The following is a 20,563-nucleotide window of genomic DNA, read 5'->3' on the forward strand; positions in this document are numbered from 1 at the left end:
TAAATGTAATATGAAGTAAATGCAATGGGGAAAGCATGTTTACAGGGATGATCTTTATATTTGCGCCACTCGTCGTGGGGTATCTTTTTTCAATTTCGAACGCTCAGACGCTAGACTTCATCAACCGCTCAACATCGCGGTTGATCTACGTGATTCTGGCGTTAATGGGACTCAGCTTAGCCGCTCTCGATAACTTAGGCAGTAATCTACAGACAATCCTTCTTTACACCGCCACTTTCTTCGTCTGCTTAAGCGTTTGTAACCTGATGGCGCTGCCCGCTATTGATAAGTTACTGCCACTCAAGACTGACAGCAGTAACAAAAAGCTTCCCCTCTCTTCTATGGCAATGGAGTCTGCCAAGCTGATCCTAGTGGTAGGTTCAGGCCTTATCGCTGGCTTAGTACTGCCTATTGGCCTCGATTGGGTTGATACCGCAAGCGAATGGATTCTGTTTGTTCTTCTCTTCTTTATCGGTATTCAACTGCGTAATAGCGGGCTGACACTTCGTCAGATCCTGCTCAACAAACACGGCATGGTTATCGCAATCACGATCATCACGACCTCAATGTTAGGCGGTGTGATCGCTGCTTACATCCTTGATATCCCTCTTTTCAAAGCCCTAGCTATGTCTTCTGGATTTGGCTGGTACTCGCTGGCAGGTATCTTGATGGGTGACGCCTTTGGCCCTGTCTATGGCGGCGCATCGTTCATGCTTGAGCTATTAAGAGAGTTGGTTGCTTTGGTACTGATTCCAGTGCTGATCCGCAGCTATCCATGTACCTCTATTGGTTATGCTGGTGCTACTGCGATGGACTTCACCTTACCGGTTATTCAAACAACAGGCGGCGTTCGATGTGTACCTATCGCTATCGTCAGTGGCTTTATCCTAAGCTTGCTTGTTCCGATATTGATGTTGTTCTTTGTATCTCTTGCTAACTAGATCGCAGGAATAGCGTTTGTTTTAGATTAGAATGCAACTCGAATACCAATGCTCAAGACACCGATACAGTTACCGAAATAAAAAGACACTAAGTGTCATTGCTCAACAAATAATGATCACGGTAATCTGTAACTACAAAGTTATAAAAAGAATAAACTTACAAAAGGAACCACTATGAAACGCCTTTGCGTCGCATTACTGCTAGCTTCAACTTCTACCTTCTCTTTTGCAGCAGATTCAATGTCTGAGACAAACCAATGCCAAGCAAAAAAATATGATGCGTACATTGATGCATCTTTGAATTGGTATGCCGACCTTGCTGCATTAACCTCTGAACAATATCCAGAGCTAACAGAAGTCAGTGAGTGGTTCCTAGAAGGCCGTAAACACCACTTTGAGCTTAACCGTGCAGCGGTAAACTACTACCTTGTGAACGATTCAAGTAAAGTAGCAACTGAACAACCGGTGGAAGCTTGGCTGCAACTTGAGCAACACGACATTAAAACGTTATCAACACGTGATGATGAGCTTGGCAAAATCGCGAAAACAACGTTCGACGACCGCCAATCAACGCCTCATGCTCAAAACTACGAGCTACGTTCTGCGTTTGCAGAGCTGCTTAGTCACCCTAAGCAAATCGACACAGCGCTGCAGCGTTACAATCAGTCGATTAGTAAACTTGAAGCGATTAAGTGTAAATAACCCTTGGTTTAATGCGCTTTTATGAGAAGTTGGATTTCATAATTAAGACGGGACATTGTTCCCGTTTTCGTTTAGATTGTCCCGCTCGCGTCAATATAAAAAAAAATAACTCGCTTGCTATGGTTACGGAACAAAAAACAGCAGATGTTAGCTTCGACAGTCTTTTACGTATCTTCACGGTACCGGAAGGCCCAGATTCAACACTCACTCAAATTGAAGACAAACTTTCACGAAACCTGAATCAATTCTTACGTGAACACATTGTGGCTGAAGAAAAGCCACTGCGTGAAATTGAGAAAGATTTTTCAAATGCTCATATCCCAGAGCAACCTGAGTTTGTTTCTGAACATACTGAGCATCTCCTCGATTCTCTCGTGTCTCATTCGGTTCATACGTCTTCGCCAAGTTTTATTGGTCACATGACGTCTGCCCTGCCGTACTTTCTGATGCCGCTTTCTAAAATCATGATTGCGTTGAATCAGAATCTAGTAAAAATCGAGACTTCCAAAGCTTTCACTCCCCTAGAGCGTCAAGTTCTGGGCATGTTACATCGCCTGATTTATCAAGATAGCGACCAGTTTTATTCTCGTTGGATGCACAGTGCAAACCACTCTTTAGGTGCGTTTTGTTCTGGTGGTACCATCGCGAACATTACCGCGCTGTGGGTTGCACGCAACAATGCCCTAAAAGCCCAAGGTTCGTTCAAAGGTGTGGAAAAAGAAGGCTTGTTTAAAGCCATGAAGCACTACGACTACGAAGGTCTAGCCATCTTAGTCTCTGAACGTGGTCACTACTCTTTGAAAAAAGCCGCAGATGTCCTTGGCATTGGTCAAGAAGGTCTAGTGTCTGTTAAAACGGATAACGACAACCGCATTTGCACTGACGATCTAAGACTCAAAATCGAGCAGCTTAAGCAGAACAAGATTAAGCCTTTCGCCGTGATCGGTGTGGCTGGTACAACCGAAACCGGTAATATCGACCCGTTAAGGGACATTGCAGAGGTGTGTGCCGAAACAGATTGTCATTTCCACGTTGATGCAGCTTGGGGCGGTGCGACCTTGATGTCTAACAATCACCGTCACCTACTTGATGGTATTGAGCTAGCCGATTCAGTCACCATTGACGCACACAAACAGCTTTATATCCCTATGGGTGCGGGCATGGTTCTGTTTAAGAAGCCAGATGCGATGACAGCGATTGAACATCACGCTCAATACATACTTCGTAAAGGCTCAAAAGATTTAGGCAGTCATACTCTTGAAGGCTCTCGTTCAGGCATGGCAATGCTGGTTTACGCCGCAATGCACATCATTAGCCGTCCAGGCTATGAACTACTGATCGATCAGAGCATCAACAAAGCGCGCTACTTCGCCGACCTAATTAAAGATCAGAGCGACTTCGAACTGGTTTCTGAACCTGAGCTTTGCCTACTGACCTATCGCTACGTTCCTGAAGCTGTAAAGGCAGCATTGCTTAAGGCTGATCCTGAACAACGCGTAGAGCTAAATGAACTTCTTAACGAACTCACTAAGTTTATTCAGAAAAAACAGCGTGAAACGGGTAAGTCGTTCGTATCTCGTACTCGCTTAAACCCTGAAGCGTGGGCACATCAGCCAATCATCGTTTTCCGCGTGGTGTTAGCAAACCCACTAACGGGCAATGATATTCTCTCTTCAGTGCTTGAAGAACAGCGTGAGATCTCTAAACTAGCACCTAACTTGATGGGCAAAATCACCAAACTGGTTACGCAAATCAACGCATAGTCATTCAATTTTAGTTGCATCAAATTGAAAATTTCTTTCTTTTTGATGTAACTAAGCTGTCAGTTCATACTCAATTTGCATTCTTTTTGCTCAAACCCTCTTCCAGTTCTGTAGTTTTCTAAAATTTTGTTGAGGTTTGTCATATTCTTAAGCATTCATGCCGTGTTTTTGTATTAGTAAATAGTATGTTGGGTTTATACTGACTCTATGGTGCTAGTTAGCTTGATATCTATTTGATGCAGCAGTATTTACGATACCCAATCTAAGTTTGGTTTTGTACTTATTGATATTTGTTTCAGCCATACCCCCTGGTAAAAGATATTAACTAGCAAGTTGTTCTCTATACCCTTGTGAACACTATGAATACATTAGAAAAAATACAAAAAAACCTGGAAAATTTCAGCAAGTCTGAGCGTAAGGTAGCCGAAGTAATCATGGCTTCCCCTCAAACTGCAATTCATTCTAGCATTGCTACCTTAGCTAAAATGGCTGACGTGAGTGAGCCTACAGTTAACCGCTTCTGTCGTCGTTTAGACACAAAGGGCTTTCCTGACTTCAAACTTCACCTAGCTCAAAGCTTGGCGAACGGTACACCTTACGTGAACCGTAATGTTGAAGAAGATGATGGTCCGGATGCTTATACGCATAAGATTTTCGAATCAACTATGGCTTGTCTAGACGTTGCTAAAAACAGTCTAGATGCGATGCAAGTAAACCGTGCGGTTGACTTGCTGACTCAAGCAAAACGCATTTCATTCTTCGGACTAGGTGCCTCTTCTGCTGTCGCCAAAGACGCTCAAAACAAGTTTATTCGTTTTAATATCCCAATCACGTGTTTCGAAGACATCGTGATGCAGCGAATGAGCTGCATTAACTGCAGTGATAATGACGTTATTGTTCTTATCTCTCACACTGGTCGCACTAAGAGCCAAGTAGAGATTGCAAACCTAGCGCGTGAAAACGGCGCAACGGTTATCGCTATCACAGCAAAAGACTCTCCACTAGATAAAGCAAGTTCGCTTTCTATCTCATTGGATGTACCGGAAGACACAGACGTTTATATGCCAATGGCAAGCCGAGTTGTTCAAATGACGGTTATTGATGTGTTAGCGACAGGCTTTACGCTTCGTCGTGGTTCTGGTTTCAGAGAGAACCTGAAGCGCGTTAAAGAGTCTCTTCGTGATTCACGTTACGAGAAATACTCTCAGTTCTAACCTTCTAGGGTTCGAGAAAAGAGCCTCTAAGGTAAGAACAAAAAGATAGCTATTAAAAAACGGAGCCTAAAAGCTCCGTTTTTATTTGTCTGTTTAAAATAGTTTATATTGATTTATATAGTAGACAGATCGAAGGCCGTTAAATAGTCCAACTGTTGCCTTTCTCTACCACGCTGTTCTCGGACGCATAAGAGTTGATAATGGTAAAGCTAGACTCTACTGCAGATTCTTCAAATTGGTTCATTGAAGCCGCCTCATGATCCCCTTCTCCACAACTGCACTCCTCGCAAACCTGTTTCAGAATATGCACTAGCCTCTCTTGGTTTAACGGCAAAGGGTTTCCTTTGATAGCCACTGACTTGAGCGCATCGGCAGAAACCTCATCAAACTGAGCTTCACAGACGCCAAATTCCTGCAAATTGGGTAACTTAAGCGTATCCAGCACTTCAGATAACCAAGAAATCGCCTCTTCTTCTTTTGCTTCGGAGTTACCTATCACTATCTGAGCGATTCGCTGATAACGCGCTAAAATGTCTAATCTTTTCTCTTCTCTCGCAACCGCAATATTTTCCAGCATCACGAACGGAGCTAAGCGCGCGGTAATCACACTGTGAGGCGCTGAAATCTTGCCTCCTAATGCAGAAGCTAAACCATGGGCAGCACCAAGCTTGGCGTTTGTTATCGCCATACCACCAAGCATAGAAGCAAAAGCAAGATCAGAACGTGCTTGAGGCTCGTCATAAACACACGCCCGAACCACAGAACTACTCAACTTGCGCAGCCCTTCTTCACAGATCATATCGGTTAACGGGTTGGGTTCACCACACACGTAGGCTTCCATTAGATGAGTAAATGCATCCATCGCACCTCGTCCAGATAGATACAGATTAGTTCCATGAGTTAGGGTTGGGTCGACAATCGCAACGTCAGCCAGCATGTCTGGGCTTCTAAGGCTTACTTTCACTTGGTCTTGCCCTGATTTCAGCACCGCGTTTTTAGTGACCTCCGCGCCGGTGCTCGCAGTGGTTGGAATAGCAATAAATGGCAGAGGTTTAGTTTTAAGAGGTACATTACGCCCGACGACTTCAACATAGTCGTATAAATTGCCTTGATTAGGTAAAACCGCAGCTAACGCTTTTCCCATATCGATGGCACTGCCTCCACCCATCGCGACTACCATATCTGGCTTAAATCGACGGGCAGAAATAGCGGCCTCTTCGACCATTTTAATATTAGGTTCTCCGGAAACGGCAATGTGCTGATAACGCATACTCTGCGCATCGAGATAGTCAGTAACAACTGAAGTGCGCTCTAATGTATTGCCTGTAACCAATAGCACGCTATAGCCGTATTGATTAAAGAGAGACAATGAAGCGGAAAGTGCTCCATCACCAAAGATGATCTTTGTAGATGTCATAAATTGAAACATGGTGCCTCCTGCGCCTATGACTGAACAAAACTGCGAACTCTTGGTTGTTGGAATTTAGTCTTTGTATCGTGCATCAGTATTAAGATGCCTCGTTCTGTATGAGCTTTTTTTGACGAGGTGCAACTTGTCGCATTAAAGATGGATTAAAGTCGTATTCTTAGGGGTAATTCACACTCTTAAATTAAGGGTAATCAATCTAGATACCTATCAGAAATCAACATGGATCCTTTTTGTGACCATTATTTGCTCTGATAGACAAAACCTATTGTATTAAGAGGTAATTCCATCTTTATTTCCCCATGGCATTGAGGCATAGTTGGTTTTAAGAAATTTTGAGTGGCATTCACTAAAGAATAGTTAACATAATCGAGTTAACGAGCCTCATCCCGTATTTAGGAGAAATTAAATGTTTGTAGTTATTTTTGGTCGCCCTGCTTGCCCATTCTGTGTTCGTGCAAAAGAGCATGCTGAAACTCTTAAAGCTAAACGCGATGACTTCAACTACCGTTACGTTGACATCCACGCTGAAGGCATCAGCAAAGCTGACCTAGAAAAGACTGTTGGTAAGCCTGTAGACACAGTGCCACAAATCTTCATCGACCAAGACCACATCGGCGGCTGCACAGAATTTGAAGCATACGCAAAAGAAAACCTAGGTCTTTTCGACTAAGCTAGGATTTCTCACAAGAGAATCGAGGCTAAGACTTTAAACAACTGACCAATTTATGCGTTGGACTGTACGATTTATAGAAAGCCCGCTCATTGTAGCGGGCTTTTTTTATGACCAGTTTTCATACGGAATAAGAATAAGGTCAAAATCAAGTAAATTAGCAAAATATCGCTTATAATTTATTTATATTTAGATACAATTCACCTCTCAAACTTACCCTGTGTTTCACGCCAATTATTGAGCGACCACTGTGAATATCGACGTTGTTTTTCTGTTAGAACAAAACCCCATTCTCCTCATCTTTGTTGTTTTATCGATTGGATTAGCCATTGGTAAAATTCGTTTCGGTAGTCTCCAACTCGGCAATTCAATCGGTGTTCTGATTACTTCCCTCGTTATGGGACATCTTGGCTTCTCTTTTAATGCAGATGCACTCACCATTGGCTTCATGCTGTTTATTTACTGTGTTGGCATTGAAGCGGGTCCAAACTTCTTCGGTATCTTCTTCAGAGACGGTAAGCACTACCTCATTCTGAGCCTTGTGGTACTTTCTACAGCGATTGCCCTAACCTATTTCAGTAGTCATTACCTTGGTTTAGGCTTTGGCTTGTCTGCCGGCATGATGGCGGGTGCGCTTACAGCAACACCAATTTTGGTAGGCGCACAAGACGCGCTCAACTCAGGCTTAGCAGAAGTACCAAGAAACATGGATTTGAGCCTGATTATCGAAAACCTATCGGTGGGTTACGCGATGGCTTACTTGGTTGGCTTAATCAGCATGATCATGTTCGCTCGCCTGATTCCAAAGCTGCAAAAAGTAAACCTGCACGACTCAGCTGAACAGATTGCTCAAGAACGCGGTTTAGGTGCTTCTGGTCAACGTAAGGTTTACCTTCCTATCATTCGTGCTTATCGTGTGGGACCAGAGCTTATCTCTTGGACTGACGGTAAGAACCTGCGTGAATTGGGTATCTATCGCCAAACAGGTTGTTACATCGAGCGTATTCGTCGTAATGGTATTCTTGCCCACCCAGATGGTGATGCTATTCTGCAAGAAGGCGATGAGATCGCATTGGTTGGTTTCCCAGATAGCCACGCTCGTCTAGACCCAAGCTTCCGTAACGGGAAAGAGGTTTTCGACCGTAACTTACTCGATCTACGCATAGTGGAAGAAGAGATTGTCGTTAAAAGTGACAGTATCGCAGGTAAACGCCTTTCAGACTTAAACCTGTCTGAGTACGGCTGTTTTCTTAACCGCGTAGTACGTGCTCAGATTGAAATGCCGATGGACTTAAACATTGTGCTTTCTAAAGGTGATGTACTGCAAGTGAGTGGCGAAAAGAGCCGTGTCCACGGCCTAGCAGAAAAAATTGGTTTCATCTCAATTCACAGTCAAATGGCAGATTTGATGGCCTTCTGTAGCTTCTTCATTCTGGGTATTTTGTTTGGTTTGATCACCATGACATTCGGTCAGGTTTCATTTGGACTAGGTAACGCAGTTGGCCTGCTTCTATCGGGTATCATGCTGGGCTTCTTACGAGCAAACCACCCTACTTTCGGTTATGTACCTCAGGGTGCGTTGAATATGGTCAAAGACCTCGGCTTGATGTTCTTTATGGTCGGTATCGGATTAAGCGCCGGTGGTAAGATATTCGAGCACTTAACCCAAGTCGGCCCTCAGGTCATTGGTATTGCTCTCGTAGTGAGTGTGCTGCCTGTATTCTTCGCTTACTTGGTTGGTGCTTATGTTTTGAAGATGAACCGAGCGCTGCTGTTTGGTGCAATCATTGGTGCGCGAACCTGTGCTCCAGCAATGGACATCGTAAACGACCACGCTCGCTCAACCATTCCAGCACTAGGTTATGCGGGTACTTACGCGATAGCCAATATATTGATGACCCTAGCAGGTACTTTCATCATCATAATTAGCTAGCGCCTACTGCATTAAAAGCAGCCAAGCTTAGATATTTCGAATGCACTAATTCATCTTTGGATTAGTGCATTTTTTGTTAGTTCTTCTCTTCCGCTTGCTCTTAAATCTCTTCGAAACCGATACTCGCTTCTCGTATCCCGTATCCGCTCTTCAAACTCTTCGAATACCGCCACTCATATCCTGCATCTGCTCTTAATTTCTTCACTCAAATAACAGACAAAAAAATAGGCGCTCAATGAGCGCCTATTTCGTTTTGATTCGATTGTTTGAATTAGATGTCAGCTACATCAAATTCAACAGCTGGGTTAACGTCAGCTTCGTAATCAACGCCTTCAACACCGAAACCGAACAGCTTCAAGAACTCTTCTTTGTACTCTACGTAGTCAGTCAGTTCTTTTAGGTTCTCAGTTGTGATTTGAGGCCATAGGTTACGACAATGCTCTTGAATGTCGTCACGAAGTTCTAGGTCGTCTAGACGTAGACGGTTCACTTCATCGACTTCTGCTGCGCTGCCATCTTCTTTGTATAGACGTTGGCTGAACATACGGAAGATCTGTTCCATACAACCTTCATGAATACCTTCTTCACGCATCTTCTTGAACACCATAGCGATGTAAAGAGGCATAACAGGGATTGCAGAGCTTGCTTGAGTCACAACAGACTTAAGAACAGCAACGTTTGCAGTACCGCCAGTTTGACCTAGTTTCTCGTTAAGCGCTGACGCTGCACGGTCTAGATCCATCTTAGCTTTACCTAACGCGCCATCCCAGTAGATTGGCCACGTTAGCTCTGTACCGATGTAGCTGTAAGCAACTGTCTTACAACCATCAGCTAGAACACCGGCTTCAGATAGAGCGTTGATCCAAAGTTCCCAATCTTCACCGCCCATTACAGTAACAGTGTCTTTGATCTCTTCTTCAGATGCAGGCTCAACACTTGCTTCGATGATCATGTCTTTGTTTGTATCAACAGCTGTTGATGTGTACGTTTCACCGATAGGTTTCAGAGCTGAACGAATAACTTCGCCAGTCTCTGGCATTTTACGCACTGGAGACGCCAGTGAGTACACAACCATATCGATTTGACCTAGATCTTCTTTGATCAGGTCAATCGTTTTCTGTTTCGCTTCGTTAGAGAAAGCATCGCCGTTCAGGCTTTTTGAATACAGGCCTTCTTCTTTAGCTAGCTTGTCGAACGCTGCTGAGTTGTAAAAACCAGCTGTGCCCGGCTTTTTCTCAGTACCGGCTTTCTCGAAGAAAACACCGATAGTTGAAGCGCCGCCACCAAATGCAGCCGCAATACGTGAAGACAAGCCGTAGCCACTTGAAGAGCCAACAACTAGTACACGTTTAGGTGCGTTTGCGATTGGGCCTTGAGCTTTTGTGTAAGCAATTTGTTCTTTTACATTAGCTTCACAACCGACTGGATGTGTTGTAGTACAGATGAATCCGCGAATTCGAGGTTTGATGATCATATTCAACTTCCTTAAAAAATCAGGTTAAGGATAAAAGTTTCGTACGCAAATGGCATCTAATTTCTGTAAAAATGTGGTGAAAATGCAAGTGGTTGGAGCACTCAGCGAATATTTGCTGACTAAGTCACCATTTGTTAACGCGTCTATTGCGACTTCTACGACAAAAACAAAAAAAGGCACCTTATTAGGTGCCTTTTGTCATTTCTTTATCTAAGCAACGCTATTTAGCTTAGGTTTTAACTCTTTTCGCGTCAAAGTTTCGCTGAAGTCATGACTGAAGTGATCAACTTGAATCGCTGCGTAGCGTAGTTTGTCTGCTGCAATGATTTGGTCAACTTCGTCTTGAGTAAGAACGTCTGCCGCCAGAGCTTGGGCAAGTTTATCTTGCAGTAAGCCTTTACGAGCTACTTTGCCCTCTTTCACTGCTTTGAAGATCTTACGCTCAAGAGGCTTAATGCTGTACATCGCATTGAACGCATTCTCCATTAGGCCAACGCTATCCTCTTCTTCTTTACCGATGTAGCAAAGGTGAGTCAGACGTTCACGGTGTGCACCCGGAGTCATCAAGCTTTCCGCCAGTTGTACCGTTAGGTTGTCACTTGGTTTTTCAAAGTGGTTACCTACAGGGAACACTAGACCTTTAAGTACTTTACCAACCATCTTGTTCGGGAAGTTTCTGTACGCTTCTTGTAGCGATTTCGCCGCGTTATGGAAACAGTGTTGAACCGCGTAGTGTATGTAGTCTAGGTCAGCTTGTTGACGACCTTCGTCTTCATACTTTTTAAGTGCAGCAGAAGCCATGTAAAGGTAACTTAGACCATCACCTAAACGTGCAGAGATAAGCTCTTTACGTTTCAGCTCGCCACCTAGCGTCAGCATTGCGAAATCCGCACTTACTGCAAGCGCACGGCTCAAGCGAGTCAGGTCTTGGTAGTACGGCTTTGTTGGACCACTCATATCCGCTTTAATGAACTTAGAGCCTGTTAATGCCGCGCCAAACGCGCCGAACGTATTCTTAGTCGCGTGACCAATATGCTTGAACAACAAATTATCGAAGTCCTTCGCACCTTGCTTCTCGTCTGGGTTTGCAGCCGCTTCCATCTCGCTTAGTACGTATGGGTGACAGCGTGTCGCACCTTGCCCGAAGATCATCAGGTTACGAGTTAAGATGTTCGCACCTTCTACTGTGATAGCAACTGGAATACCTAGGTAAGGCGCAGCCAAGTAGTTCATTGGACCATCTTGAATTGCACGACCTGAGTGGATATCCATTGAGTCATTCAGAATAGTACGCGCCATCTCTGTCATATGATATTTCGCGATAGCCGTTACGATACCCGGCTTCTCCTTCATATCAAGTGAAGTAGTTGTCAATGTACGAGTTGCTTCTAGTAGATATGTTAAGCCACCAATACGGCCTAAACTCTCTGCAACACCTTCAAATTTACCAATCGACATGCCGAACTGCTTACGAACATAAGCATACGCGCCAGTTGTTTTCGCAGTTAGGTGACCCATCGCTGTGCCTAGGGCTGGTAGTGAAATACCACGACCTGCAGACAGACACTCCACCAGCATACGCCAGCCTTTACCTGCGTAATCTGCACCGCCAATTAGCCATTCCATAGGGATGAATACATCATGACCGCGTGTCGGACCATTCATGAATGCAAGGCCAAGTGGATCATGACGCTCACCAATCACAACACCTTCGTGGTCAGCAGGGATTAGCGCACAAGTGATACCGATGTCTTCTTTGTCGCCAAGTAGTTTCTCAGGATCGTGTAGTTTGAAAGCCAAACCAAGTACCGTCGCCACTGGCGCTAACGTGATATAACGCTTGTTCCAGTTCAGCTTAATACCTAGCGTCTCTTTACCTTCGTGCATTCCCATACACACAGTTCCGACATCAGGGATACCACCCGCATCAGAACCCGCTTCTGGGCCTGTTAGTGCGAAACACGGAATATCGGTACCGTCAGCAAGACGAGGCAGCCAGTAGTCTTTTTGATCTTGAGTTCCGTAGTGAGAAAGCAGCTCACCAGGACCAAGAGAGTTTGGAACCATTACTGAAACCGCAGTACTGATACTACGCGTGGCAATCTTAGTTACGATAGTTGAGTTAGCGTGTGCTGAGAATTCACGACCGCCGTACTCTTTCGCAATAATAAGAGAAAAGAAACGCTCTTTACGTAAGAAGTTCCACACTTCTTCAGGAAGGTCTCGGTCTTCTTTTACAATTTGGTGGTCATCAAGCATAGCCAGCAAAGTTTCAAGCTCATTATCCATGAACGATTGCTCTTCTGCTGTCAGCTGAGGTTTAGGATATTGGTGCAGCTTAGTGAAATCTGGTTTGCCAGAAAACAGCTCTCCGTCCCACCACACGCTACCTGCTTCCATCGCTTCTTTCTCGGTGCTAGATAGTGGTGGTAGTACTTTTTTAAAGAGTTTAAAAGCTGGGTCACTTACCCATTTTTGTCTTAGAGAGCTCATAGTTCAGATCCTTTTGTTCACTATATTGGTTGTGAATGTTTCGCTTTTTATTGTTTTATTCTTCTGCTGACATGCCAGCGGCTAAATATGGAATAAGAATATCGACCACTGCCTTAGCATCTATCTTTCTGTCATAGTCATTCTCTGCAATTTCTACCAGAGCCTGACTTGATGCCATGGTGAATACACAAGTCCCTAGGGTGAAGTGTAATCGCCAAAATAACTGTTCTTGAGTGAGGTTCGGATTCGCCTTCATTACTGACGTTGTAAACAAAGAAAGTACTTCGCTATAACGGGTAGTAATGAACCAACGCAAGTGTCCTTGCACATCCGTATAGCCTCTGCCGATAAGTAACATGAACCGGCTTGTACCATTTGGCCTAACATCATTAAGTGCTCTTAGTGGCTGTCTCAAAGACTCAAACACGTCACTCATAGAATACGTTTCGTTCAAGTTTAAGTTCACTAATGCATCTTGCAGTGCTGGCATAAATGCTTCTAAGTAACGATTGAGTACCGCACGAACCAGAGTCTTCTTATCGCCAAAGTGATAGTTCACTGAAGCTAAGTTGACATTCGCTTTACTCGTAATCGTGCGTAAAGAGGTGTCATTAAAACCGTGCTCAGCAAATAAGCCTTCAGCCACATCTAAGATTTTGTCTTTGGTTGTACTTCTTGGTGCCATTTCAATCACTCGTATTAAACAACTGTTTGAAATATACGCTTAGTACATTTATTTAACAAGCAAGCAACATCACATTTTCACAAATTGGTCGTACCAGTTAGTAAAACTCAGCACTAACCGATTGAATCGCTGTGTGTTTACAAAAAAAGAAAAAAATAATGAATTTTCTTGGAACTGAAATGGAAATGGAGGGTCATAAATTAGGTAGAAAACAGCGTATTTAGAAGTTTAACAGGCCGTCAAACTTGTTCTTCTCACTGCTTTCTTAATTACTGCATTTTCCTTATTAACTCCTATACTTGTATCCGCCCAAACCACGTTGGTTTGGGCTTTTTTTTGTGTGTTATTCCGATACCTTTTCTTTGGCTGGTATTCGATACAAAAAAAGCCCCCGAAAAATCGAGGGCTTTGCTTACATTGAGTGCTAGAACCTTTCACTTTATCTAATTAAGCTGCGTCATTTTTTATCAGCTCTCCCAGCACTGCTAGGTCATTACCTAGGTCAACCGAACCACCCAGTTCAGTCGCAATCCCCTCAACAACGATAGTTTGAACATCATCCCCTCCATTGATTGGAATGGACAACGCGATATCTTCTCCGTCGACAGAGACCTCTATCGCATCAAGTAACTCTGCCATTTGAGTCTCGTCTTGAGGATCTTCGACCAAATCATTGAGATCAATCAGGTCCCCAGAACCAGCAGTATAAAGCTCGAAATCTTTAATAATATCAGTACCGTTGTCGAGCGCGGAGTCTAGCCAAGTGAAGATATTATCTCCACTATCTCCAATCAGCAGATCGTTACCTGACTGTGCATACAAGGGTTCATTACTCGCCGCACTAACAACGTTATATTGCTGCGGATCTTCGATATCTATCGTGACCGTCTCTACCGTGCTTTCTGCACCATTAGAATCGACTGCGACGTAATCAAACTGCGGGTCTTCGGTTACTGCCTCGTTACCTTGGACATAGCGTAACTCCCAACTGCCCCCTGTCGATGACAGCTCCATCCCAACAATCGGATTGTCTGGTGAAGAATAACTAAAATCATACAGAATTTGGCTATTCCCCGTATCCCCTGGATCTTTTTGATATTGCTCCGTCTGAGTCGTGCCATCAGCAAAGGTATAGAGCACTTCAACATAAACATTACTATCAGTGTTAAATGAACCACCCAAACCATCTAAACCAAAATCAACAACCTCTAATGGATTATTAGTAAAGTCGAGGACCAAGGTCTCCTGGCTGTTCATACCTCTACCATCAGTATCACCAATACCAAAACCAACATGAGATTGTTCGCCTTGATACTGTTTCAACGGTTTATCATTGTTATCTTCGATCGTTACTGTAATCGTATTACCGTTATCTAGCGTAATAAGTCTCTCTGTTGGTGAAACTTCTTCCCCCCAATTATAGAAACCATCAACAAGATCTGGCATATCCTCAGGATCACCACTGAAGCCCATTTCAAACATCTCTCCAGGTCCAGCAACAAAACTGATATTGTTCGGAACAAACAACACACCGTTATCAACATCAGACTGAACGATTTCTCTCGTGACGCCATTTTCGTCGGTATACAAAAGGCTGCCGTTGGTTGGCAAGCTTTCTATCCTAATATTAAGTGGAATGTCATCATGGTCATCTTCTATATCTGAGATGTAATCAGGCATACCACCATCTTCAGAATCGAAAAGGATTGGTATGACTGCGTCCTCATCATTGACGACCGTAAAGCTCGTCGCTTCAGGTGCATCATTGACACCATTGATTGTTATCTCGATAACATGTTCAACACCATCGATAGCGGTTACGACATATCGCTCTATAACTACGTCATCATCGTTCAAGTATTGAACCGCATCGTTATCAACGACATAACTCCATGCCCCCTCCGGAGTAATCGTTAACATACCCAGAGCAAGAGCATAAGTAGACCCAATCGGGGTAAACACACCATTAGGTTTAAAGGCTGGCATGTCACTCGTGTCGACATCAGTAATCGTTAAAGTACCTGACGCTGAAAGTTCGTTGGTATCAGGATCAACATCGACATCTTCCGTCACCTCACCCATATCAGAGTCACCTTCTCCTACGGTAATCTCGGACGGATCATCGGCACCGTTAATAGTAATGGTCACTTCGCTCGTGGTTCCGTCTATTGCAGTAACCGTGTAAACCTCGGTAACGAACTCATTGTCGTCAAGGTATTGCACATCATCGTTATCTACGACGTACGTCCATTCGCCATCATCGGTTATGGTCAACATACCTAACGCGGTATCATTGGTTGAGCCTTCAGGATTAAACACACCGTTTGGTTGAAAAGCAGCGACATCGTTATCGTCGACATCGGTGATGGTCAGTGTCCCGGAAGTTATTAAGTTGTTGCTCTCTAGGTCAACATCCACATCCTCAGTCACTTCACCTGTGTCTGAATCACCTTCGCCAACGGTTATATCAGATGGATCATCTGCACCGTTAATAGTAATGGTCACTTCGCTCGTGGTACCGTCACTTGCTGTCACGGTATAAACCTCGGTTACGAACTCATCGTCATCCAAGTACTGAACATCATCGTTGTTAACTACGTAAGTCCACGCACCGTCGGGGTCGATGCTCAATATGCCTAGCTGTGAGTCGTTTGTTGAACCTACGAGGTTAAACTCACCATCAGCTGAAAAGGTGGGAGTGTCGCTGTCTACATCTGTAATCACGATCTGACCAGACGTCACCAATTGATTGGTGATGTCATCTACATCGATGTCCTCGGTCACACTGCCTGAGTCATCAGTGGCTACAGCCGCATCATCAGTACCGATTATCGTTACAGTGATGACTTGTTCGCCTCCATCGGAGGTTTGTACTGTTGTCGTGTCTTGAATTTGTTCGCCATCGGCAAGCTCATCATAAGGACTGTTGGCCACGAAAGTCCAAGTACCATCTTCGTTTACAACAAAGGTACCGAGATCATTATCTCCAACAACCTCTTTGCCAATAAAGGTAACGTCCGGATCATCGCTGATTAAGGCGCCGCCTGTCTCAATTGGTTCATCCTGCTCAAACTCAATAGCGTTAGTGTCACCTGAAATAAGCGCAAAAGCGATGATATCAAAAAGAGCATTACTTTGAGTTTCTGACAATCCTTGAGACTCAAACCCTTCAGTTTCAAAATTCGTGGCGGCTTGAGTTTCAGCTCCAGTACGTTCAATCCTACCGCTGTTGGTCAAACTCGAGCCTTCTTCACCAGCAGCAGTATCAAACTCATCTCCTAGTTCTGTTGGATCAAATCCTTCTTCAATAGCACGCTGAACTTGAGCGATCGCATCATCAGTGTCTAGCACATTTTGTTGGCCCTGGTTATCTACAAAACGTGCAGAAACACTTGGCACACTCTCTTCACTAGTATCAAAACTGATAATTACGTCGCTAGCGGCTGGTTGTTCGCCCGGAGACAAACGTCTAACTTGACCTTGAGCGTCGAGCACTACACTCCCGCTAGCAAGGCCTAGTATATTTAGGTTGATGTTTCCCATATCCATATTCCCACTTCTACCCAGAACACACCAAACGCGGATTCAATCCCACTCTGCGCTGTGGCTATTTCCTACAATAAATTTAGTAGCGGCACTATTGATAATCAACTCATTAAAGTGGTTCATATAAGGAACTTTGAAAATTAGTCAATAGCAATAGCGACTTACATTCAAAAAAAAACCAACAAACTTCGCATTTTTTTGCAAATGTCCTAAGCTTCGTTTAATACCCTTCTCTCAATTCAGCGGTAAACGTAGGTTGGGAAACGGATGAGACATTGAAAGTAGAAGGAGAGCTACTTTGAAATTGTTTAAATTATCCATCATGTGCTGCTTAGTTACTGCAACACAGCTAACCGCTCAAACTCTGGAACAGTCTGTAGCTATTACTTTGGCAACGAATCCAGAGATAAAAAGTATCTTTAATGAATATGTGAGCGTGAAAAAACGTAATGATGCCTCTGGAGGCGCATACAAGCCCAGCATCGATCTTGATGCTGGTATTGGGTACGAAGGTATAAACCCTGCACCAAATAACGGCCCCGATACCGATCTAACAAGAAAGGAAGCGACGATTTCCCTCACTCAACTGCTGTGGGATGGTTCCGCGACACTGTACGACATTGATCGAACTGCCGCAGAAGCCGAGTCGGTTCGTTTGCAATTGATCGCGGATGCCGAAGACAAAGCGCTTGAGGTAACACAAATTTATCTAGACGCAGTAAAAGCCACTGAAGTGCTGGCACTGTCAGAAAGTAACCTTTCAATACACAAGAAAATCTATAAAGATATAAAGAAACGAGCGAATTCAGGCATAGGTTCAACAGCGGATGTATCTCAGGTAGAAGCTAGGATTGCAAAAGCTCATGGTAACTTGTTGGCCGCACAGAATAATTTGATCGATACCCACACCCAGTTCAGACGAGTAGTTGGTCAAGAACCCCTAGGCTTAATTTACCCAAGAGCCGATATTTCTAGAATTCCTTTGTCATTAACCGACGCCATTGTTGATGCATTAGACCAGCACCCTGTAATCAAAGTCGCAAACGCAGATGTCGATTCAGCCCACTTCCAATACAAACAATCAAAGGGCGTGAACTACCCTACCTTCTCCATCGAGGCTTCTCAGTCGTGGCGTGATGATGCAGGTGGCGATGAAGGCTCAAGTCAAGAAACCCTCGCGATGCTACGCATGCGATATAACTTGTACAACGGCGGAACAGACAGCGCTAATTCAGAAGCTGCGGCATACCAATTGAACAAAGCCAAAGATCTGAGAGATCGCGCTTATCGACAAGTGGAAGAAGGTCTTCGCCTCTCATGGAGTGCATTGGATCTAACGTTACAACAAAAGAATTTTCTATCCGACCATGTTGATTCAGCTTCGGAAACTGTTATCGCATATGAAAAACAATACCGAATAGGCAAGCGTACTCTGCTTGACTTACTCAACACTGAGAACGAACTATTTGAAGCCCGTAAAGATTACCTAGATGCCCACTATTCAGAGCAGTACGCTAAGTACCGTGTGATGAACGCGACAGGTTCTTTATTGAATGCTCTACTGGTCGACATTCCAGAAGAGTGGACTACGCCAGTGGAGTATTAATGATGAAAATACCTTACTTATTACTTCCCGTGTTAACGATGACTTTACTTGCCTGTTCGAACCAGCAGGAAGAGGCCTATATCGAGACACCTGAAGCTGAGCAGATTGCAGACCTGCAAGACGATGATAAAGATGGTGTGGTAAACGCTCGTGATATCTGCCCTGGTACGCCTGAAACGTCACAAGTCGACAATGATGGTTGTGGAGAAACGATTCGTGCGGAAGAAGTCAGACAGCTAAAAATACTCTTTGCTCATGACTCATTTGAAGTGAACCCAATTTTCTCAGACCAGATCAGCACGATGGCAGCGTTTCTTGAAACCTACAAAAGTGCCTCGATTGAAATACAAGGCTATGCGAGTAAAGTGGGTTCTAACGAGTACAACTTAGACCTGTCAAAAAAACGAGCAAACAATGTTCAAGACGAGTTACTGTCGAATGGTATCGAACCAGAGCGTGTGAGAATTGTCGGCTATGGTGAAGAACGATTAGAAAACGATGGTGATGACCCTACTTCACACGCACTGAACCGTAAGGTAACAGCGACAGTAGTAGGGTTAAGTGAGCAGATCGTAGAGGAATGGACCATTTTTACCACGCTAGAAAAATAGCGTGACATTGTCACTGAAGGTGTCACGTGGGTTATCTTACAAAGACTGCTTAGCGACAAGATCAATAAAGCCGTGATAGGGTCGCCTATCACGGCTTTTTGTTTTTTGTAACCACTGAATCTCGGGAATGACTCAGTGGTTCTTCTTGCTACTCAGGAATCGGCTCGATAGTTAACCGAGCCAATTACCGGTTAAAGTTTTACTTCTTGGTGCTTAGTTTTCGGCAGAGAAATACTTAGCAGGAAGTAACCTAAGATAGCTGCTGTCGTAGATCCCATCAGGATGCCTAATCGAGCTAGCGTATCAAAATCTGCGTTCGTTGGACCAAATGCCAATGAAGAGATGAAGATAGACATCGTAAAGCCAATACCACACAGCACAGACACTGCGAAGATGTTCATGAAGTTCACACCTTCAGGAAGCTTAGCTACGCCCGTTTTCACAGCACCCCAGCTGAATAGGAAGATACCCAGTGGCTTACCAACCAATAGACCCATAGCAATACCAAGCGGTAGCATGCCTGTAAGGTTTGAAATTGAGATGCCTTCCAGTGAGATACCTGCGTTTGCAAATGCGAAGATTGGCAAAATTGCAAAAGCTACATATGGGTGCAAAGCATGCTCTAGGTGTTTCAGCGGAGAATGTTCTCCCTTATTGCCTTTTAGTGGGATAGCAAAACCAATTACTACACCAGCTAATGTTGCGTGAACACCAGATTTCAATACAGCGAACCACAGGATCGCACCAACAATTAAGTACACACTCAGCTTAGTTACATGCTTGTTATTTAGCATGAACAACACACCAGTCGCGATGAAGCCAACCGTCAGTGCAAGCGTTGATAGGTCACCTGAGTAGAACAGTGCAATGATAACAACAACACCTAGGTCATCGATAATTGCCAATGCTAGTAAGAATACCTTCAGGCTTACCGGTACACGGTTACCAAGAAGAGCCATGATACCCAGTGCGAATGCGATATCTGTTGCAGCCGGGATAGCCCAACCTTGAAGCGCTTCAGGGTTACTTGAGTTAAATAGCACGTAAATAAGTGCAGGAGCTAACATACCACCCACAGCTGCGATAGCTGGGAAAATTGCTGTCTCTTTAGACTTTAATGCGCCTTCCAAAAGTTCGCGCTTAACTTCTAAGCCGATTAGAAGGAAGAAGACAGCCATTAAGCCATCGTTAATCCAGTGAGACACAGACATACCAAGAACGTAACTGTGAAGTACACCTTGGTACATTTCGTTCAGTGGTGAGTTTGCTACAAACATTGCGATCGCCGCAGCGATTACTAGGATGATGCCGCCAGCAGATTCCATTTTAAAGAAGTCACGGATGACGTCGGTCATGATTTCGCCCTTATATTTATTATTTAAATAAACGAATAACAAAGAATAACCACGAGTTTATATCCAAGTCTAATTGATAGATAATCACTTCTTCGGATGTTTAACTTCGGTTTTTCCTACAAATACTAAACAATACGTCGT

14 protein-coding genes are annotated in these 20,563 nt (G+C 44.1%); 8 read left to right on the forward strand and 6 right to left on the reverse strand.

The features are described from left to right. Positions 1-35: 35 nt before the first annotated feature. The 4 genes from CWO08_RS17545 to CWO08_RS17560 all read left to right on the forward strand — a co-directional run bounded on the left by CWO08_RS17545 (position 36) and on the right by CWO08_RS17560 (position 4,620). The gene (locus tag CWO08_RS17545) at positions 36-941 is read left to right on the forward strand and encodes a lysine exporter LysO family protein (protein WP_048658402.1); all 906 of its coding nucleotides are present in this window, start codon (positions 36-38) and stop codon (positions 939-941) included. A gap of 174 nt (positions 942-1,115) precedes the next feature. Beyond that, complete coding sequence (locus tag CWO08_RS17550) at positions 1,116-1,643, forward strand: hypothetical protein (protein ID WP_048658401.1); 528 nt, start codon at positions 1,116-1,118, stop codon at positions 1,641-1,643. A gap of 119 nt (positions 1,644-1,762) precedes the next feature. After that, a complete protein-coding gene (panP, locus tag CWO08_RS17555) occupies positions 1,763-3,406 on the forward strand; it encodes a pyridoxal-dependent aspartate 1-decarboxylase PanP (protein ID WP_048668657.1) in 1,644 nt (547 codons plus the stop codon). Between the two features lie 359 nt (positions 3,407-3,765). Further along, positions 3,766-4,620, forward strand: coding sequence for a MurR/RpiR family transcriptional regulator (locus tag CWO08_RS17560; RefSeq protein ID WP_004734686.1), 855 nt, complete (start codon positions 3,766-3,768; stop codon positions 4,618-4,620). Positions 4,621-4,759: 139 nt separating this feature from the next. Here CWO08_RS17560 and CWO08_RS17565 read toward each other — a convergent pair whose 3' ends face one another. Further along, positions 4,760-6,049, reverse strand: coding sequence for an iron-containing alcohol dehydrogenase (locus CWO08_RS17565; RefSeq protein WP_108020848.1), 1,290 nt, complete (start codon positions 6,047-6,049; stop codon positions 4,760-4,762). Between the two features lie 406 nt (positions 6,050-6,455). On the opposite strand from CWO08_RS17565, the gene CWO08_RS17570 reads away from it, so the two are divergent. After that, entirely contained in the window at positions 6,456-6,719 is a 264-nt protein-coding gene (locus CWO08_RS17570; RefSeq protein WP_009847069.1) for a GrxA family glutaredoxin, read from the forward strand. Between the two features lie 250 nt (positions 6,720-6,969). Next, the gene (locus CWO08_RS17575; protein ID WP_017630384.1) at positions 6,970-8,652 is read left to right on the forward strand and encodes an aspartate:alanine antiporter; all 1,683 of its coding nucleotides are present in this window, start codon (positions 6,970-6,972) and stop codon (positions 8,650-8,652) included. A gap of 271 nt (positions 8,653-8,923) precedes the next feature. Here CWO08_RS17575 and fabV read toward each other — a convergent pair whose 3' ends face one another. The 4 genes from fabV to CWO08_RS17600 form a co-directional block, all read right to left on the reverse strand. After that, positions 8,924-10,126 (reverse strand): enoyl-ACP reductase FabV, encoded by a 1,203-nt coding sequence (gene fabV / locus CWO08_RS17580; protein WP_102480572.1) that lies wholly within the window; start codon positions 10,124-10,126, stop codon positions 8,924-8,926. A gap of 210 nt (positions 10,127-10,336) precedes the next feature. Next, positions 10,337-12,619, reverse strand: coding sequence for an acyl-CoA dehydrogenase (locus CWO08_RS17585; protein ID WP_108020849.1), 2,283 nt, complete (start codon positions 12,617-12,619; stop codon positions 10,337-10,339). Between the two features lie 55 nt (positions 12,620-12,674). After that, entirely contained in the window at positions 12,675-13,304 is a 630-nt protein-coding gene (locus CWO08_RS17590; protein WP_017065403.1) for a TetR/AcrR family transcriptional regulator, read from the reverse strand. A gap of 447 nt (positions 13,305-13,751) precedes the next feature. Then, a complete protein-coding gene (locus tag CWO08_RS17600) occupies positions 13,752-16,847 on the reverse strand; it encodes a VCBS domain-containing protein (RefSeq protein ID WP_108020850.1) in 3,096 nt (1,031 codons plus the stop codon). A gap of 301 nt (positions 16,848-17,148) precedes the next feature. On the opposite strand from CWO08_RS17600, the gene CWO08_RS17605 reads away from it, so the two are divergent. Both CWO08_RS17605 and CWO08_RS17610 read left to right on the forward strand, forming a co-directional pair. After that, positions 17,149-18,456, forward strand: a complete 1,308-nt coding sequence (locus tag CWO08_RS17605; RefSeq protein WP_107898799.1) for a TolC family outer membrane protein — start codon at positions 17,149-17,151, stop codon at positions 18,454-18,456. Beyond that, positions 18,456-19,067, forward strand: a complete 612-nt coding sequence (locus CWO08_RS17610) for an OmpA family protein (RefSeq protein WP_102480575.1) — start codon at positions 18,456-18,458, stop codon at positions 19,065-19,067. Before CWO08_RS17605 ends, CWO08_RS17610 begins: the two co-directional genes overlap by 1 nt. A gap of 191 nt (positions 19,068-19,258) precedes the next feature. Here the strand turns inward: CWO08_RS17610 and nhaA are convergent, their stop codons facing one another. After that, entirely contained in the window at positions 19,259-20,422 is a 1,164-nt protein-coding gene (nhaA, locus tag CWO08_RS17615; protein WP_048664785.1) for a Na+/H+ antiporter NhaA, read from the reverse strand. Positions 20,423-20,563 lie beyond the last annotated feature (141 nt).

The sequence above is a fragment of the Vibrio sp. 10N.286.48.B8 genome (assembly GCF_003050085.1).
Classification (GTDB): domain Bacteria; phylum Pseudomonadota; class Gammaproteobacteria; order Enterobacterales; family Vibrionaceae; genus Vibrio; species Vibrio crassostreae.

Excerpts from the sequence above, each read along its gene's own strand:
- nhaA (WP_048664785.1), bottom strand. The coding sequence starts at position 20,422 with ATGACCGACGTCATCCGTGACTTCTTTAAAATGGAATCTGCTGGCGGC.
- panP (WP_048668657.1), top strand. The coding sequence starts at position 1,763 with ATGGTTACGGAACAAAAAACAGCAGATGTTAGCTTCGACAGTCTTTTA.
- CWO08_RS17570 (WP_009847069.1), top strand. The coding sequence starts at position 6,456 with ATGTTTGTAGTTATTTTTGGTCGCCCTGCTTGCCCATTCTGTGTTCGT.
- CWO08_RS17545 (WP_048658402.1), top strand. The coding sequence starts at position 36 with ATGTTTACAGGGATGATCTTTATATTTGCGCCACTCGTCGTGGGGTAT.
- CWO08_RS17600 (WP_108020850.1), bottom strand. The coding sequence starts at position 16,847 with ATGGGAAACATCAACCTAAATATACTAGGCCTTGCTAGCGGGAGTGTA.
- CWO08_RS17560 (WP_004734686.1), top strand. The coding sequence starts at position 3,766 with ATGAATACATTAGAAAAAATACAAAAAAACCTGGAAAATTTCAGCAAG.
- CWO08_RS17550 (WP_048658401.1), top strand. The coding sequence starts at position 1,116 with ATGAAACGCCTTTGCGTCGCATTACTGCTAGCTTCAACTTCTACCTTC.
- CWO08_RS17590 (WP_017065403.1), bottom strand. The coding sequence starts at position 13,304 with ATGGCACCAAGAAGTACAACCAAAGACAAAATCTTAGATGTGGCTGAA.
- CWO08_RS17565 (WP_108020848.1), bottom strand. The coding sequence starts at position 6,049 with ATGTTTCAATTTATGACATCTACAAAGATCATCTTTGGTGATGGAGCA.
- CWO08_RS17585 (WP_108020849.1), bottom strand. The coding sequence starts at position 12,619 with ATGAGCTCTCTAAGACAAAAATGGGTAAGTGACCCAGCTTTTAAACTC.
- CWO08_RS17610 (WP_102480575.1), top strand. The coding sequence starts at position 18,456 with ATGATGAAAATACCTTACTTATTACTTCCCGTGTTAACGATGACTTTA.
- fabV (WP_102480572.1), bottom strand. The coding sequence starts at position 10,126 with ATGATCATCAAACCTCGAATTCGCGGATTCATCTGTACTACAACACAT.